Source organism: Pseudomonas putida (assembly GCF_003228315.1).
Taxonomy (GTDB): domain Bacteria; phylum Pseudomonadota; class Gammaproteobacteria; order Pseudomonadales; family Pseudomonadaceae; genus Aquipseudomonas; species Aquipseudomonas putida_S.
Map to the genome: position 1 here is coordinate 6,772,717 of NZ_CP029693.1, position 16,131 is coordinate 6,788,847.

A 16,131-nucleotide genomic window follows, 5' to 3' on the forward strand; every position below is an offset into this window, starting at 1 on the left:
TGGCTTTGTCCTGGGTATCGTGCTTCGCAATATACAAAAATATATAGCGATTGACCTACGCTTTCTTGCCAGACGGCGAGTTGTATGAAGACTTGCCCGTCTGATCGCAATGCCAGAGGCCCCCGGGGGCACTTTTTATGTCCGGACTCTGCGCTACGCTTGAGGCTGTTGCGAATTCCCAACCAGAACATCTGCCAGGAGCTCCCCATGAAAGTCAGTGCACGTAATGTCCTCAAGGGCCAGGTCACCCAGGTTCAAGAGGGGGCGGTCAATGCCGAAGTCAGCTTGAAGTTGCCGGGCGGTGAACAACTGGTCGCCGTGGTGACCCTGGAAAGCGTCCGCAACCTGCCGATTACGGTGGGCAAGGAAGCCATCGCCCTGATCAAGGCGCCGTGGGTCATGCTGATGACCGAGTCCAGCGACATTCGCCTCTCGGCCCGCAATTGCCTGCAAGGCAAGGTGCTGAGTGTCAACGACGGCGCCGTCAACGCCGAAGTGGTCATCGAACTGGCCGGTGGTTCGAAGGTGTATTCGATCGTGACCCGCGATGCCGTTGCGGAGCTGGGGTTGAAGCCGGGCGCCAGCGCGACGGCGGTGATCAAGGCGTCGCACATCATTTTGGCGGTGCCGGCCTGATGTGCAGAAGCCAAGGATCGATCATTCAAGCTGCAGGGTAGGGCATGAATGATGAGGGTTGGCCGATTGCTGATGATCGTGCCCGGCAGCAATCGGCCAACAGCGCTCTCTCAAAAGCGACCTGGGTCCCAGCGCAGATCATTTCCCCGAGAGTCCGGATGAAACTCAGACCGCCAATGACCGCTCGCGCAATTCACTGTTGAGGATGCGGTCGTTCTCGCTGTAATCGACCGGGCAGTCGATCACATGCACGCCCGGGGTCTTGATGCAGTGTTCAAGCAGCGGCAGGAAGCCTCCGGCGCTTTCCACGCGATAGCCATGGGCACCATAGGCCTTGGCGTACTTCACGAAATCCGGGTTGCCATAATCCAGGCCGAAATCGGTAAAACCCATGTTCGCCTGCTTCCAGCGGATCATGCCGTAGCCGTCATCACGCAGGATGACCACGGTGATATGCATGTTCAGGCGCACTGCCGTTTCCAGTTCCTGGCTGTTCATCATGAAGCCGCCATCGCCGCACACCGCGATCACGGGGCGATCCGGGTACACCAGGTGCGAAGCCATCGCCGATGGCAGGCCGGCGCCCATGGTCGCCAGCGCATTATCGAGCAGTACCGTGTTCGGCTTGTGCGCCTTGTAGTTACGGGCGAACCAGATCTTGTAGATACCGTTGTCCAGCGCCACGATGCCCTCGGACGGCAGCGCACGGCGGACATCGGCCACCAGGCGCTGCGGATAGACCGGATAGCGGTCGTCATCAGCCCCTTCGGCGATCTGCACTTCGTTGGCCTCACGAATCGCCAGCAGGCGGGTGAAGTCCCAATGCGTGGTGTCGTTCAGCGCCTCGCCGATTTGCCAGACCGCGTTGGCGATGTCGCCGATCACCTCGATTTGCGGAAAATACACCGCATCGACTTCAGCGGAACGGAAGTTGATGTGGATGACCTCGGTACCGCCGCGCACCATGAAAAACGGCGGCTTCTCGATCACGTCGTGACCGATGTTGACGATCAGGTCCGCCGCTTCGACCGCTCGGTGCACAAAGTCACCCGAGGACAATGCGGCATTGCCGAGGAAGCGCGGATGACGCTCGTCCACCACGCCCTTGCCCAACTGGGTCGTCACGAATGGGATGCCGGTCTTTTCGATCAGATGCTTGAGGACCTTGGCGGTCATCTTGCGGTTGGCGCCGGCGCCGATCACCAGGATCGGGCTACGGGCCTGTTCCAGCTTCTCCACCGCGGCGTCGATGGCACAGTGCTCGGCCAACGGGCGGCGATGCAGGCTACGGGGGATAGGCAAGCTGTCGGTCTGCTCGGCGGCAATGTCTTCCGGCAGTTCCAGGTGCACGGCGCCGGGCTTTTCCTCCTCTGCCAGGCGGAAGGCTTCACGCATGCGCGAAGGGATGTTGTCGGCTGAAGCCAGCTGGTGGGTGTACTTGGTGATGGGCGCCATCATGTCGCACACGTCGATGATCTGGAACCGGCCCTGCTTGGATTTCTTGATCGGCTTTTGCCCGGTGATCATCAGCATCGGCATGCCGCCCAGATAGGCATAGGCACCGGCGGTGACCAGGTTGGTCGCGCCAGGGCCGAGGGTCGACAAGCTGACGCCGGTCTTGCCAGTGAGGCGGCCGTAGGTGGCGGCCATGAAACCTGCGGACTGCTCGTGGCGAGTCAGCACCAGCTTGATTGGCGATTGGCGCAGGGATTCCAGCAGGTCCAGGTTTTCTTCGCCGGGAATGCCGAACACATACTCGACACCTTCGTTTTCCAGGCATTGCACAACGACATCGGCGGCCTTGGCCATCTTGCTTGTAACCTCACGGAATATTGTCGGGATTGGCATTGCAGGGCAGGGGCCCATGCACGGCCCCTGTCATGTCGGCTCAGAAGAGGTTGAACGGAATGGTTGTCACTATCCGAAGCTCTTTGACACTGCCATCGATTTCATTGGGGGTCGCGCGATGCGCCACATAACCCACTTGAAGACTGCTGTTTTTCAGTGCACCGCTTTGCAGGGTGTATGAACTCAAGAGACCCGACTCCTGATGTTTATCGCCATCGGAGCGTTTTGAAGGGTAACTGTTACCCTGGTAATGAGTGCCATCGATGCCCCAGCCACGCACGTTGTACAAATAGAAGGTCAGCCCCGGTAAACCATAGGGGGCTGCATCGAAAAGGTAGGCCAGTTGCACTGACTTTTCATTGGGCCCGTTGTAGTTGGACAAGAACGAGTTGGCCAGCGTCGTCCCTTTACTTTCATGAATATAGTCAAAGTATTCATTGCCATTGATCTGTTGCCAGGCGAACACCAGGCCATGGGCGCCATGCGTCAATTTAAATGCGAGGCTATAAGCATCATTATCGATGGGACCCATTTTGGCCGAGCCCTGATCATTGGTTTTATAGTAGTTGAACGACGTGTTCAGCCCCAATGCCGCTTGATTTCCCGCATTGTGCACAAAGCCGAAATAGTATTGATTCCAGAAATCTTCAACTTGAGTTGCATAAACGCTTGTCTTCAAGTTTGCAAAGGGTGTGTAGGTCGCCCCTGCAATGTAAGCGGCGTCGCTCGACACGTTGCGGTTACCGTACTCGGAGACGATATCCGTCGTACTTTGCTCCGAACGCGGAGATACCTTGTCAAATGCGCCCAGGTCGAAACTCAGGTTATTGAATTCGACACTGTTCAGGCTGATACCCTCGAAACTTGAAGGCAGTGCCCTGTTAGTGTTGTTTGCAATCATGGGCGTTTGCATGTTCTGCCGGCCAACTGTCAGCGTCGTGTTGGATACCCGTGCCTTGATGTTTGCCAGCCCCAGCTTGCTCCATTGATCGACGGCATTGCCGTCACTGTCGGTCAGTGTCCGATTGCCACCACCGGCAATACGTCCTTTTCCCTGTTCCAGGGCAATGGCGTTATAGGCTGCCACTTCAACGCCAAGACCCAGCTGGCCTTGAGTAAAACCGGAGCGATAGTCCAGGATCGTGCCCTGTACCCAGGTGTCTCGACGATCTGTTTTCTCCAGCGAGCCATCACCTTTCTTGATGAAAAATGTGCTGTTGCGGTCCGCTTGCTCCTTGGACAGGAAGTTCTTGGTGGTTCCTGACAGCGATTGCCCGGCCATCAGGCCAGACGCTTCATCCTGGGCACTGCTGGATTTGAGCTGGGTAGCGATAAAACCCTGGCTGGCATTTTCCGCCAGGGCCGCAGGTGTCGCTACAAGAAAGACCAAAGGCAAAACAGTACGCTGCATACGCATCATATTTAACACCGACATTTTTATTATTAGGCAGGACTAAGAAAGCCAACCGCTCTCGACAACACCGAATTTGAATCGCAACGAAAAACATCAATGGAAAGGGCGCTCAACTCCAGGAGAGAAGAAGAGTGCAGCGCCCTATCGACTAATGCTGAATGGATTCACACTTTAAGAAGGCTCGGATAGGCATGTAACCAAATACAGTTAACTAGCGATATCGAGCTTTTCAACGAACCCGATACATCACTTTCGAACGTCCATGTTTTTTGATTCAGGCAAGAACAGCATGGCCAGAAGACTTACAACACTGACTCCCGCCAAATACCATGCCGGCGCCATTGGGCTGTTAGTTGCCGCAATCAGCCAGGTCACGACGAACTGAGTGGTCCCGCCGAATATCGCTGTACCCAGCGCATAAACCAAAGACAATCCCGTGCTGCGGACGGCGATCGGCAACAACTCAGGTATCTGTACCAGGCCGGCAGTGGCAAACATGGCGGTCAGTGCCGCAATCACCGAATTCACCGTGAACAGCGTGAGCAAAGTCGGTGCATTCACCAGCCACAAGAACAGCGGAACAATGGCCAGGGTCAAAGCAACCCGGGGAATGAAGTTAGTAATCTTTCTGCCCAGGCGATCGCTGAGGAAACCGCCCAGAAGCGCAAAAACAAACGTCACGAGTCCGCCCACCAGTACGCTGCCCTGGGCGATGGGCGCAGACAATTTAAGTACTTGTACGGCGTAACTGACCATGTAGTTGCCGATTTGCGATGCAACGCCGATCGAAGCGAACAGCAGAACACCCAGCAGCAACACCTTTTTATGCTCACGAATGACAACGCCAACGATTTCAGAACTTGATCGTTCTTGCGCGGCTTCATGGGTTTCCGGCAAGGCCCTGCGCATGTAGATAACGATTGGAATCAGCACCAGGCTCAGGAAGAACGGAACACGCCATCCCCAGGTTGCCAGCTGCTCGACACTCAACCACAGGGACAGTGCAACACCCAGTACGCCACCCACCGCGACAGCGATGCCCTGGCTTGCAATCTGCCAGCTGGAATAAAACCCGCGACGATGAGGGGGAGCGGCTTCAATCAACAGCGAAGTTGCAGGTCCGACTTCTCCACCCAGCGCCAAACCCTGAATCAAGCGGCAAATGACGACAATGATCGGCGCGGCAATGCCGATCGATTGGTAACTGGGTGTCATCGCCAAACCGATCGTACCGATCGTGATCATGGCGACTGTAAGAATCATGGCGGGCTTGCGTCCTGCCCGGTCGGCGTAGGCGCCGATCAGAATGCCGCCCAATGGGCGCGCGAAAAAACCGACGCCAAAGGTTGCCACGGCGGCCATCAGGCTGCCGTACTCGCCAGCCACCGGGAAAAACGCTTTGCCAATGTAAACAGCGAAGTACGCATAAATGACGAAATCATAGAACTCAAGGGCATTGCCAGCGACCGCCGCCGCAATCGCCTTTTTATTGATGGTGCCATGATCAGTGGCCGCTTCGGCGACTGAGCCGCTCATATCGACCATTTCAGATATTGTTTGATTATTCATTTAATGATCATCGCGTTAGTTGAAATTCACGGTCACTGGGCTTTTTGGCTGGCGCAAATCAGCAAGGCCGGCAAGGGCCTGCACAGCGCTTTGCGCCCCTTGCTCCCAAACCATGCGCTGCCACTCAAGCTCGTCGGGGTAGAAGGTGTCCTTGAGATGGCGGGCTATTGCTGATCCCTTTGCGGTCAAGCGCGCACCATAACGGTGGGCCCAATGATCGGCTCTAAGTGCCGTGATCACGCGTTCAAGTGGGTAAGTGCCGTACTCAAGACAAATACCGATGTGCCTGGCACTGGCACACTCTTGAATAATAGCGGTCTGAATCGGGCCACTCATGGCCACGCTGGTAGAAGTGCCTGTGTGCACATTGGTCAGTTCGCCCCACCAATCCTGGGCAAGTTTGAAAGTGTCATGGTCATAACCGGCGAATATCTTTTCACCGTAACCATAAGGCCCGAGCCCGGTGTGAATATCGATTGAAGCCAGTACTTCTACATTCGCCGTGTACTTTCGCAGAATGTCCCTGAAGGTATCGTTGCTCCAGGTTGGCGCACGGCCACCAAACCACATGCCATCGTCAGATGTGTATTGGCCAATGGACATCGCCTGTTGCAGAGCCTTGCCACCATGTTCCAGGCGGTACTTCTCCAGCACTTCGTCACTCTCGGGCGGCCATATTGGCGGAAGCAGGGCCTCATGAATGTGCTCATAACCCGGGTTCTGCGGCAGGTCCGCACCGAAGTCGATAAAGTTTCTATTAAGGTCGACGTTTTCCTGGGTGACGCGGCGCAGATGCGAGAATCCGAACGGATTGATCGCGTGGACATATAAAACAGACACATCGTCCGGTTTTGGCAGCGCCATCCCGAGCAAACCGGTTTGCACGGCCGAACCGGTAAAGCCTTCGACGCCATGAACCCCGCTGATCACAATCAGCATTCGGGAGGCATCCAGCGGACCATCGAGCACCACATCGGTGGCGAGCGTCTCACCTTCCGCACCTTTGAGCTTCAGCTCATGACTATCGACTGCCAGACCCCTGGACTGTGCAGCCGTCAGGAATTTTTGCCTTGATTCAGCGTACGTCTGGCTGAACAGCTCAGATATTGTTTTTGTGTTCATTGGATTCACGTTTTTCACCGGCCTGCCATGCACGATTGGGCACGAATTACCGATCGCTGGCGGCAGGCTTCACCAAAGGCTTCGAATATCTTGCGGGCCAGGTCACTGTCATGGACGCGCATTTCCGGATGCCACTGCACAGCCAATGCAAAGCCGGGCGCTCCCTCTACCGAGAACGCTTCGACCAGCCCATCCGGCGCGAGCGCTTCCACCTTCAATCCCGTGCCTAATTTCTCTACGCCTTGATGGTGCAGCGAATTCACCAGCACGTTTTTTTCCTCACACAGCCCCGACAACACGCCACCAGCCAAGATCTCCACCGAATGGCAGTCCTGGTACCAATCCTGGACAGGTCGGGATTGATCACCTTCCCGATGGTCGATGGCCCCCGGCTTCTCATGGACAGCGGTGTTCAAGGTCCCGCCCCAGGCCACATTCATTTCCTGAAAGCCGCGGCAAATCCCCAATACCGGAATGCCCGCTGCAACCAGTGCCTTGACCAGCGGCAAAACCGTTGCATCGCGTGCCGGGTCAAGCATCACCTCCTGCGCAACCGCCGTTTCTCCATAGTGATGAGGGGAAACGTTCGATGGACTGCCCGTCAGGACCACACCATCGACATGAGCGATCAAACTGGCCAGATCGATGGCCGTTTCATCAGCCGGCAGTGCCAGGGGCATTCCTCTGGAAATCGACACCACCGCATCCACGTAACCGTGGAGCAAGGCGTGGGCTTGATGACCGTAACGCTCCACCCGGTCGGCAGCGATGACGACCAGTGGCTTGACGGGAGAGGAAGGGGAGAGGGGTGATGGGTGAGCCATGGATTTGTACTTGTCATTGGTTTGTATGGCCTGGAGTGTAAGGAGCGACCTTTATTTAGGTAAATTGCAATTTTACGCCTAATATCTTGCAGTACTTGCAAGTGGAGGCCCGCCCATGAACACCCGACAGCTTCACCATTTTGTGGCCGTGATGGACACCGGATCACTCAGCGCGGCAGCCGAGGCTGTACACCTGAGCGTCCCGGCGCTATCCAGAAGCCTCAAGGCTCTGGAGGACGAGCTGCGCGTGTCTCTTTTTGATAGAAGCAATCGCCGCTTGCACCCCACGCCTTACGCGCTGGAGTACCTGGATCGAGCCCGGCGCATTGTCTTTGATGAGCGCGAAGGCGCGCGTGCCTTGAGCCTGATGAAGAACGGCGCCTATGGCCCCCTGGCGTTCGGGCTGGGTTCCTCGTTGGCGGTCGACTTGCTCGCACCCTTGATCAACGAGTTGATTGCCAATGGACCCAACCTGAGGGTTCAGGCACAGGTCGAAAGCACCGATGCGTTGCTGGATTCACTGCGAAGAGAAAAACTGGATTTTTTCGTGGGCGACGTCAGCTCGGCGGCGAGTTCAGCGGATCTGATCGCGGAGCCTTTATATAAATGCACTTACGGTTGGTTTGTCCGGCATGACCATCCGCTGGCCGGCAAAAAGAAAATAACCATCAGCGAGCTGGAGAACTATCCCATCATCGGGTCCGGCTATATCAGCGACACACTGGCCTTCAACATTTCACAACTGTATGGATGGAGGTTGCCGCTGGAAAAGAACTTTTCCGTCAACATCAACAACCTGGAAACCATCCATAAACTCCTTTCCACGTCCAACATGATCTCCCCCTCGACCTACAATGCGATGCATCAACCCTTGAAAAGCAAAGCGGTTGTAGCGCTGGACGTTTACCCAAAGTTAAACCTGGATATGACGTTGGGCATTGTAAGGTTGGCGCTGCGCACCCTGGTGCCGTCTACGGAACATGCCTTTGAGATCATAAGAGACTATTTCATCAAGATAGAAAAAGAGGTTTCCAAGTACACGGTTTAGCCTCGGTTCTGCCGCTTGCAAGCTATGCATTGCTTGCCGGCTGCAACTGCCCGTTGATTGCCTTGCGGGTCGCTTTTCCAGCTCGTCGCCCCAGGATCACCCTGTCATGAAATGAAAACTCGCTGTCGTGCGATGCAAGGTGGCCTCCGTCGCGGCTGCCCTAGAGTCGGGGCACAACAACACTGCGCCCCGAAACACGAGAGCCGATATGAGCAGATCCACCCGAACCAGCGAGACCGCAACCCCCACTCAGCGCCCCTCGGCAACCGGCCGAAAAACTCGCGCTCGAAAGAGTGGCGATCTCCCGGACAGTACCCGGCAAGAAGAACTGATCGGCACCGCCGCCAACCAGACCCTGGCCGGCAATCCGCTGGTCAGCGTGCGCGCGGCGGACCTGGCCAGCTCGGCCGGTTATCTGCTCAAGGCCGTGGGCAAGTCGCCGCTCAAGGCTGGCGCTCATCTGGGCGGCTACCTGAAGGCGATGCGAGGCATCGTCAGGGGCACGTCCGACATTGCGCCGGACCCGAAGGACAAGCGCTTCGCCGATCCGGCGTGGCAATCCAACGCCTTCCTGCGCGCACTGCTGCAGAGCTACCTGGCCGGCCAGAGCGAGCTGACCCGCTTCATCGAATCCACCGACCTTGCCCCGCTGGAAAAGAGCCGCGCCCGATTCGTCGCCGCGCTGCTGGCCGATGCCATGGCACCGAGCAACTCACCGCTGACCAACCCGGTAGCGCTGCGCAAGCTGGTGGACACCGGGGGCATGAGCCTGGCCAGGGGCGTGCGCCAGTTCGGCGAGGACATGCTGACCAATCGCGGGCTGCCGCAACAGGTCGACAGCACTCCGTTCAAGGTCGGGGAGAACATCGCCACGGCCAAGGGCGAAGTGGTGTTTCGCAATGAGATGTTCGAGCTGCTGCAGTTCGCGCCCACCACGCCAAACGTCTTTGCCCGGCCCCTGGTGATGTCGCCGCCGCAAATCAACAAGTACTACGCCATCGACCTGTCGCCGGAGAAAAGCCTGATCAAGTGGATTCAGGACAGCGGCGTTACCCTGTTCGTCATCAGCTGGCGCAATCCCACCCGTGAACATCGCGACTGGGGCTTGTCCGATTACGCAATGTGCCTGGACCAGGCAGTGGACGTGGCGCGCAGGATCACCGGCAGCCCGGATGTGAACATGTGGGGCTCCTGCTCGGGCGGCATCACCCTGGCGGCTTACCTCGGCTGGCTGGCGGCCCGGGGCGAAGGCCACAAGGTGGCCAATACCAGCTGGGCGGTGTGCGTACTTGATATGCCTTCGGCGCTGGACGACACCACGTTGGGCTTGTTCACCACGCCGTCCGCCCTACGCGCGGCCAAGGCCAGCTCCCGGCGCAAGGGTGTGCTGAGCGGGCAGGGCATGGCTCGCATGTTCGCCTGGATGCGGCCCAACGATCTGATCTGGAACTACTGGGTCAACAACTACCTGCTGGGCAACAAGCCGCCGGCCTTCGACATCCTGGCCTGGAACAACGACACCACGCGGCTGCCCGCGCAACTGCACGCCGACTACCTCGACCTGGTCCAGCAGAACCCCTACAGCAACCCGGGCACCCTGGAGATTGCCGGCGAGTCGATCGACATGACCCAGGTGAAGGTGGGCGCCTACGTGGTGGGAGGCACCACCGACCACATCACCCCCTGGCAGGGTTGCTACGGCACCGCGCGGCTGTTTGGCGAGGACACCACCTACGTGCTGTCGAACGCCGGTCACCTGCAGAGCCTGGTGAACCCGCCGGGCAATCCCAAGTCGTTCTATTACGCAGCGCCGGCCGCAGCCGAGACGCCAGAAGCCTGGCTGCAGGAGGCCGGGGAGCGTCAGCAAGGCAGTTGGTGGCCGCATTGGCGTGAATGGATCGGGCAGCGCTCGGGTGACAGCCTGCCTGCACCGAAGAAGCCGGGCTCGCGCAAGTACCCGGCCCTGTGCCCGGCACCGGGTACCTATGTCATGGAGCGTTGAGGCTGGCGTCTTCTGGTTGAGCTGAGCCCACGCAAACCGTGGGCCTCAGCAGTCCAGTGTGTCTGGATCACGTCAGTTCAAGCCGCTCCAGCGCATAATCCTTGCCTGCCAGGGTCAGCTCAAAAGTGATGGCGCCGAACGTACCCCTTGTCACGTTTTGCCTGACCAGTCGTTTGGCCTGCAGTTGCTTCAAACCCGCTTCTACTTCGGCGGTGCTGAGCGAGACAAGCTTGCAAACCGAGTTCAGGTTCGCGACTTTTCTGAAGTTTGCGTGATAGGCCAACGCTTCCATCAACAGCGTCTGGTTATCGGTCAGGCGTGGAAACTGAGGGTTGTTCTTTTTATAAATTTTTCGCTCTATCTCGTGTAACTCAACGTAAGTCCCATCCGTGATGCGAGCGTAGTGGATCGCTACACACAGAGTGCCGATCAAGACCGCGACAGTCAGCAGCAGCGCCCAGTTGGGTATTGACGTTTCAAGCACCAGCCAATCTCGAAAACGCAGCAGCCAGCCCGTGGCATCTGCCAACAGCGTCAGCTCGAAGTAAAAATCGAGCAGCAATAAGGCAGCCCCGGCGATAAGGAGGGTTGCGGCTGAGCAGGCCATGGCCTTGAGCATGAACGGTAAATGCTCGCCTATTGCTGCCATGCTTCTCGTCTCTGGGATAGAAACAGATCCATTCAGCATAGCAGTGGAAAAGCGGCCATCTGGCCGCTCAGGGTGCCCGGCGTTTCCCAACTGCCGAATGACGCCGGGGCTGTAGCAGGTGAAGGAATGCAGGCCGGCAGAGAGGGCCGCGAATGTCCGTTACGCCACCATGCTTTCAGCGCAACCAGACCTGCCACTTTTTTACACATTTGTGAATTTACTACCCATTTTCCTGAGCAAAAACAGTGCGTTTCGGCGCTGTGGATTTATTGGATTCCAAATTGGCGCCAATATTGATTGGGTTTTTGCAAAATTGGTCTGATCCTTGCTCGGTGTCTTGCTCAAACAATCAGAGGGCAGGACATGACGGGTTTATTTCCGTGTATCGAACTCAGTGGCGGGGCATTTGCCCGTGGTGTGCAGTACGGCAAAGCCTGCCCGCAGATCATCGCCCGCAGCATTGAAATCTACGGCCAGCAACTGCTGGACATGGGTTACGACTGGGCCGGCATCAAGCGCCTGGTCAATCAGTTCATCCCGAACATCGAAGCGTTCGAGCCGCAGTACCTGGAAGAGATGCGCGGCATCGCCGAAGGCTCGGGTCACGACTTCGAAGCCATCGTGATGATCAACGCCCGCACCGAGATCATTCATCTGGGGCGGCGCAACCTGCAGGACAAACCGGAACTGGACGGCTGCACCGGCGCGATCATCCTGCCCGGCGCCACTGCCAACAACGAAGTGCTGCACGGCCAGAACTGGGACTGGCGCATGGAGTGTTCAGAGACCGGCGTGGTCCTGCACATCCGCCGTGAAGACGGTCCCGACATTTTGACCTTCACCGAGGCTGGCGGCCTGGCGCGGGCCGGCATGAACTCGATCGGCACCGCGATCACCGGCAACAACCTGGAATCGGACCGCGACTATCAAACCCTCGGCGTGCCTCTGCCACTGATCCGGCGCAAGGCGCTGGAAGCCAATCACTTCGCCCTGTCGATGAAAGCGGTGGCAGTGACGGCAAAATCCGGCTCGAACAACATGATGCTCAGCCACGCCTCCGGGTTCGGCATCAACTACGAATGCGCGCCCGATGAAGTGTTCCCGCTGTACGAGGTCAATGATCTGCTGGTGCACGCCAACCACTGGCGCAGCCCGGTGGCGCAAGTCAAGTTGAAGAACACCGGCATCGGTGGCGCCCCGGAAAGTTTCTATCGCGATATTCGCGTCGAGAAAATGCTCCGGCCGTTCCATGGCAGCCTGACCCTGGAACACCTGAAAGACGCGTTTTTCGATGACTTCGGCAAGCCCTTTGCGGTCTGCCGCCCACCGCGCCCCAGCTCCAGTGGCGAAGACAATCTGTCGGCCACCGTGGCGATGATTCTGATGCGCCCGGCCAGCGGCTTCATGGAAGTCGCGCCCCTGCCGGCGATCAACCGCACCTTCGGCCAATACCGTCTGGAGATGGAATCGGACTATGCGCGCTACGCCACCTGGTAAACACTGGGCGATTGCCGGTTTGTGATCTGCCCGCTTGAGGGCTGCGTACCCACATCGAGGAACCCACATGTTTCGTTTGATCGTTCAGCGTCTGGCCATGGCGGTCCCGACGCTATTGCTGATCTCCATTGCGGTGTTCGCCATGATTCGGCTGATACCCGGTGACCCGGCGCTGCTGATGCTGGGCGATATGGCCGACCCGGCCAGCCTGGCCAAATTGCGCCAATCGCTGGGGCTGGATCAGCCCTTGATCGTGCAGTACCTGATCTGGCTCAAGGCATTGTTCCAGGGCGACCTGGGTTTCTCGATCACCAGCCACCAGGCGGTGCTGCCCCTGGTTCTGGAGCGGTTCAGCGTCAGTGTGACCATCGTGTTGACGGCGGTGGCGCTGGCGGCGGTGATCGCTGTTCCGCTGGGCATGTTGGCGGCGTGGAAGCAGGACACCCTGGTCGACCTGGGGCTGGTGACCACCGCGACGCTGCTGCTGTCGATCCCCGGATTCTGGATGGGCCTGTTGCTGCTCTACGTGTTCGGCTTGGAGCTGGGCTGGTTGCCGGTGGTGGGTTACGTGCCGTTCTCCGCCGATTTCGGCAAGGCGCTGGCTTACATCATTTTGCCGGTGGCGACGCTGGTGCTGCATGAGAGCGGGGTGATCATCCGCATGCAGCGCGCCAGTTCGATCGAAGTGTTGCGCCTGGACTACATCGCCCACGCACGGGCCAAGGGCCTTTCCGAACGCGCCGTGCTCTGGCGCCACACCCTGCGCAACGCCTTCGCGCCGACCTGGACGCTGATCGGGCTGATCCTCGGCAACCTGTTGGGCGGCATCGCCGTCATCGAAACCGTGTTCACCATCCCCGGCATCGGCCGGCTGATGGTCGACTCGATCTATGCCCGCGATTACCCCGTGCTGCAGGGCTGCCTGTTGCTCATCACATTCGTCTACGTGCTGGTCAACCTGCTCGTGGACTTGATGTATCCGCTGTTCGATCCCCGGGTGAAAGCATGAAGACCTTAAGTGAAGTTGCCGTGCCACCGACCGTGGCACCCAAGGCCGCCGGGCATCGGCGCCCGCTGCCGTTCAACGCGCTGATCGGCGGCAGCCTGCTGATTGTGCTGATCGTTCTGGCAGTGGCAGGCATCGTCTGGACACCCTACGACCCGCTGCGCCTGGACCTGGCCAACCGCTTCCTCGCACCGTCGTGGTCGCACATCCTCGGCACCGACGAATTCGGTCGCGACGTGTTCAGCCGCATCATCATCGGCGCCCGCACCAGCCTGTGGATCAGCCTGTTGACGGTGTTGCTGGCGATCAGTGTCGGCACGCTGTTCGGTCTGCTCGCCGGTTACCTGCGGGGCTGGACCGACCGCCTGCTGATGATGGTCAACGATGCCTTGCTGGCGTTCCCCGGCATGTTGCTGGCGCTGGGGCTGCTGGCGATTGTCGGTGCCAGCCAGTACGGCATCGTGCTGGCGCTGGGCCTGGCCTACATCCCCACCGTGGTGCGGGTGGTGCGCAGCACCGTGTTGTCGCTGCGTGAACGGGAGTTCATCGAAGCGTCTCGCGTGATTGGCAACAGCGAGCTGTACACCATGTGGCGGCACATCGCGCCGAACTGCGTGGCGCCGTTGATCGTGCTGGCCACCAGCATGTTTGGCTGGGCGATTCTCTCGGAGAGCGCCTTGAGCTTCCTCGGCCTCGGTGTTCCGCCGCCTGCCGCCACCTGGGGAAACATGCTGGCCTCCAGCCGTCCTCATCTGGTCACGGCGCCCTGGCTGGGTTTTTTCCCGGGCCTGATGATTTCCATCGCCCTGATCGGCATCAATCTTTTCGGTGACGCCCTGCGTGATCGCCTCGACCCCCGGATGAGTCGCTAATGGATACCGTCAAGCCTTTGCTTCGCGTCAGTAATTTTTGCATTCAGGTGGCCGCCGACGGACCGCTGGCGGTTGACCATCTGAACTTCGACATGGCCCCCGGCGAGATCGTCGCGCTGGTGGGTGAGTCCGGCAGCGGCAAGACCATGGCCGCCCGCGCGGTGATCGGCCTGTTGCCGCCGCCGATGCGTGTCGCCTCCGGGCGCATCGAGTTTCAGGGCAGCGATCTGTGCAGCTTGTCCTACGAACAGATGCGCCAGGTGCGCGGGTCGAAGATCGGCATGGTGTTCCAGGAACCGATGGTTTCGCTCAACCCGACCTTGACCATCGGCCAGCAGATGGCCGAAGGCATGCGCCTGCACACCGACCTGGACGACAAAACCATTGTTGCCCGCTCGCTGGAAATGCTGCGACGGATCGGCATCGACGATCCGCAACGCTGCCTCAATGCCTTCCCCCATGAGTTCTCCGGAGGCATGCGTCAACGCATCATGCTGGCTTCGGTGATGTTGCTGCGCCCGAAACTGTTGATCGCCGACGAGCCGACCACCGCTCTGGACACCTTGGCCCAGGCCGACGTGATCGAACTGATGCTCGAACTGACGCGGGAGGAGGGTACGGCGATTCTGTTCATCAGCCATGACTTGTCGCTGGTGGTGCGCCATGCCCACAAGGTGGTGGTAATGCGCAGCGGCAAGGCCATCGAAAGCGGCCCGACGCAGCAGATCCTGCTCGGTCCCAAGGCTGACTACACCCGGCAACTGCTGGAGGCGCTGCCGACTCGCGGCCATCTGGACAGTGCACCGGTGGCCAAGCCGCTGGTGGACATTCGCAACGTCACCATCGATCACCCGGGGCGTCAGGGTTTCCTGTTTCGCGGCAAACCCAAGCGCGCCGTGGACGGGGTCAGCCTGCAAATCGCCGCCGGAGAAACACTGGCGCTGGTCGGCGGCAGCGGCTCAGGAAAAACCACTCTGGGGCGCTCGGTGGTGGGGCTGGTCAATCCGGTGGCCGGGGAGATTTTTTTCGACGGCATCGACATCCTCAAAAGCGCCAACCGCGAACATCGGCTGCAATGCCAGATGATCTTCCAGGACCCGGTGTCCTCCCTCGATCCACGGGCGCGGATTTCGCAGATCCTCGCCGAGCCGTTGCGCCATGTGCCGGGCCTCACACCTGAACAGCGCGCCGAGCGCGTGCGCACCATCCTCCACGACGTGGGGTTGTCGCCGGTGTTCGCCGAGCGCTTTCCCCATCAGCTCTCCGGTGGGCAGCGCCAGCGGGTGGCGATTGGTCGGGCGCTGATTCGCCACCCGAAACTGGTGATCGCCGACGAGCCGATCTCGGCGCTGGACATGACCATCCAGAAGCAAATCCTCGAGCTGTTCGAGCGCCTGCAAAAACAGTACGGCTTTGCCTGCCTGTTCATCTCCCACGACCTGGCGGCGGTGGAGCGTATCGCCCATCGCGTGGCCGTGATGCAGCAGGGGCGGCTGGTGGAAATCGGCAGCACCGCACAAGTGTTCGATCACCCGCAACACGCCTTTACCCATCGCCTGCTGGCGGCGGCCAATCCGTTGGTGCGTCAGGACGATGGCAGTTACCAATTGCGCAGCAGTGCTGCGTCATGAAGGACCTCGAAGC

At 59.1% G+C, this 16,131-nt stretch carries 13 protein-coding genes; 7 read left to right on the forward strand and 6 right to left on the reverse strand.

The window, feature by feature from the left end; genetic code table 11:
* Positions 1 to 207: 207 nt before the first annotated feature.
* Positions 208 to 636, forward strand: a complete 429-nt coding sequence (locus tag DKY63_RS31710) for a TOBE domain-containing protein (RefSeq protein WP_110967749.1) — start codon at positions 208 to 210, stop codon at positions 634 to 636.
* Between the two features lie 165 nt (positions 637 to 801).
* Here the strand turns inward: DKY63_RS31710 and DKY63_RS31715 are convergent, their stop codons facing one another.
* The 5 genes from DKY63_RS31715 to DKY63_RS31735 form a co-directional block, all read right to left on the reverse strand.
* Positions 802 to 2,445 carry an acetolactate synthase large subunit gene (locus DKY63_RS31715; protein ID WP_110967750.1) on the reverse strand — a complete coding sequence of 548 codons (1,644 nt, stop codon included), beginning with the start codon at positions 2,443 to 2,445 and terminating at the stop codon, positions 802 to 804.
* Positions 2,446 to 2,524: 79 nt separating this feature from the next.
* On the reverse strand, positions 2,525 to 3,904 hold the full coding sequence (locus DKY63_RS31720) for an OprD family outer membrane porin (RefSeq protein WP_110967751.1): 1,380 nt from the start codon (positions 3,902 to 3,904) through the stop codon (positions 2,525 to 2,527).
* A gap of 240 nt (positions 3,905 to 4,144) precedes the next feature.
* Positions 4,145 to 5,467, reverse strand: a complete 1,323-nt coding sequence (locus DKY63_RS31725) for an MFS transporter (RefSeq protein ID WP_110967752.1) — start codon at positions 5,465 to 5,467, stop codon at positions 4,145 to 4,147.
* A gap of 15 nt (positions 5,468 to 5,482) precedes the next feature.
* Positions 5,483 to 6,589, reverse strand: a complete 1,107-nt coding sequence (locus tag DKY63_RS31730) for a M14 family metallopeptidase (RefSeq protein ID WP_110967753.1) — start codon at positions 6,587 to 6,589, stop codon at positions 5,483 to 5,485.
* Positions 6,590 to 6,603: 14 nt separating this feature from the next.
* On the reverse strand, positions 6,604 to 7,413 hold the full coding sequence (locus DKY63_RS31735; RefSeq protein WP_110967754.1) for a gamma-glutamyl-gamma-aminobutyrate hydrolase family protein: 810 nt from the start codon (positions 7,411 to 7,413) through the stop codon (positions 6,604 to 6,606).
* A gap of 115 nt (positions 7,414 to 7,528) precedes the next feature.
* On the opposite strand from DKY63_RS31735, the gene DKY63_RS31740 reads away from it, so the two are divergent.
* The gene (locus DKY63_RS31740; RefSeq protein ID WP_110967755.1) at positions 7,529 to 8,461 is read left to right on the forward strand and encodes a LysR family transcriptional regulator; all 933 of its coding nucleotides are present in this window, start codon (positions 7,529 to 7,531) and stop codon (positions 8,459 to 8,461) included.
* A 208-nt stretch (positions 8,462 to 8,669) separates the two neighbouring features.
* A complete protein-coding gene (locus DKY63_RS31745) occupies positions 8,670 to 10,463 on the forward strand; it encodes an alpha/beta fold hydrolase (RefSeq protein WP_110967756.1) in 1,794 nt (597 codons plus the stop codon).
* Positions 10,464 to 10,530: 67 nt separating this feature from the next.
* Here DKY63_RS31745 and DKY63_RS31750 read toward each other — a convergent pair whose 3' ends face one another.
* Complete coding sequence (locus DKY63_RS31750) at positions 10,531 to 11,112, reverse strand: hypothetical protein (protein WP_110967757.1); 582 nt, start codon at positions 11,110 to 11,112, stop codon at positions 10,531 to 10,533.
* Between the two features lie 363 nt (positions 11,113 to 11,475).
* Between DKY63_RS31750 and DKY63_RS31755 the strand changes: the two genes are divergently transcribed.
* The 4 genes from DKY63_RS31755 to DKY63_RS31770 all read left to right on the forward strand — a co-directional run bounded on the left by DKY63_RS31755 (position 11,476) and on the right by DKY63_RS31770 (position 16,118).
* Positions 11,476 to 12,609 (forward strand): C45 family autoproteolytic acyltransferase/hydolase, encoded by a 1,134-nt coding sequence (locus DKY63_RS31755; protein WP_110967758.1) that lies wholly within the window; start codon positions 11,476 to 11,478, stop codon positions 12,607 to 12,609.
* A 67-nt stretch (positions 12,610 to 12,676) separates the two neighbouring features.
* On the forward strand, positions 12,677 to 13,618 hold the full coding sequence (locus DKY63_RS31760; protein WP_110967759.1) for an ABC transporter permease: 942 nt from the start codon (positions 12,677 to 12,679) through the stop codon (positions 13,616 to 13,618).
* Positions 13,615 to 14,487 (forward strand): ABC transporter permease, encoded by an 873-nt coding sequence (locus DKY63_RS31765; protein ID WP_110967760.1) that lies wholly within the window; start codon positions 13,615 to 13,617, stop codon positions 14,485 to 14,487. The genes DKY63_RS31760 and DKY63_RS31765 overlap by 4 nt, the downstream gene beginning before the upstream one ends.
* Positions 14,487 to 16,118 carry a dipeptide ABC transporter ATP-binding protein gene (locus tag DKY63_RS31770; protein ID WP_110967761.1) on the forward strand — a complete coding sequence of 544 codons (1,632 nt, stop codon included), beginning with the start codon at positions 14,487 to 14,489 and terminating at the stop codon, positions 16,116 to 16,118. Before DKY63_RS31765 ends, DKY63_RS31770 begins: the two co-directional genes overlap by 1 nt.
* The last annotated feature ends 13 nt before the right edge of the window (positions 16,119 to 16,131 follow it).

Coding starts and splice junctions, on each gene's coding strand:
- DKY63_RS31710 (WP_110967749.1), top strand. CDS start 208: ATGAAAGTCAGTGCACGTAATGTCCTCAAGGGCCAGGTCACCCAGGTT.
- DKY63_RS31715 (WP_110967750.1), bottom strand. CDS start 2,445: ATGGCCAAGGCCGCCGATGTCGTTGTGCAATGCCTGGAAAACGAAGGT.
- DKY63_RS31720 (WP_110967751.1), bottom strand. CDS start 3,904: ATGATGCGTATGCAGCGTACTGTTTTGCCTTTGGTCTTTCTTGTAGCG.
- DKY63_RS31725 (WP_110967752.1), bottom strand. CDS start 5,467: ATGAATAATCAAACAATATCTGAAATGGTCGATATGAGCGGCTCAGTC.
- DKY63_RS31730 (WP_110967753.1), bottom strand. CDS start 6,589: ATGAACACAAAAACAATATCTGAGCTGTTCAGCCAGACGTACGCTGAA.
- DKY63_RS31735 (WP_110967754.1), bottom strand. CDS start 7,413: ATGGCTCACCCATCACCCCTCTCCCCTTCCTCTCCCGTCAAGCCACTG.
- DKY63_RS31740 (WP_110967755.1), top strand. CDS start 7,529: ATGAACACCCGACAGCTTCACCATTTTGTGGCCGTGATGGACACCGGA.
- DKY63_RS31745 (WP_110967756.1), top strand. CDS start 8,670: ATGAGCAGATCCACCCGAACCAGCGAGACCGCAACCCCCACTCAGCGC.
- DKY63_RS31750 (WP_110967757.1), bottom strand. CDS start 11,112: ATGGCAGCAATAGGCGAGCATTTACCGTTCATGCTCAAGGCCATGGCC.
- DKY63_RS31755 (WP_110967758.1), top strand. CDS start 11,476: ATGACGGGTTTATTTCCGTGTATCGAACTCAGTGGCGGGGCATTTGCC.
- DKY63_RS31760 (WP_110967759.1), top strand. CDS start 12,677: ATGTTTCGTTTGATCGTTCAGCGTCTGGCCATGGCGGTCCCGACGCTA.
- DKY63_RS31765 (WP_110967760.1), top strand. CDS start 13,615: ATGAAGACCTTAAGTGAAGTTGCCGTGCCACCGACCGTGGCACCCAAG.
- DKY63_RS31770 (WP_110967761.1), top strand. CDS start 14,487: ATGGATACCGTCAAGCCTTTGCTTCGCGTCAGTAATTTTTGCATTCAG.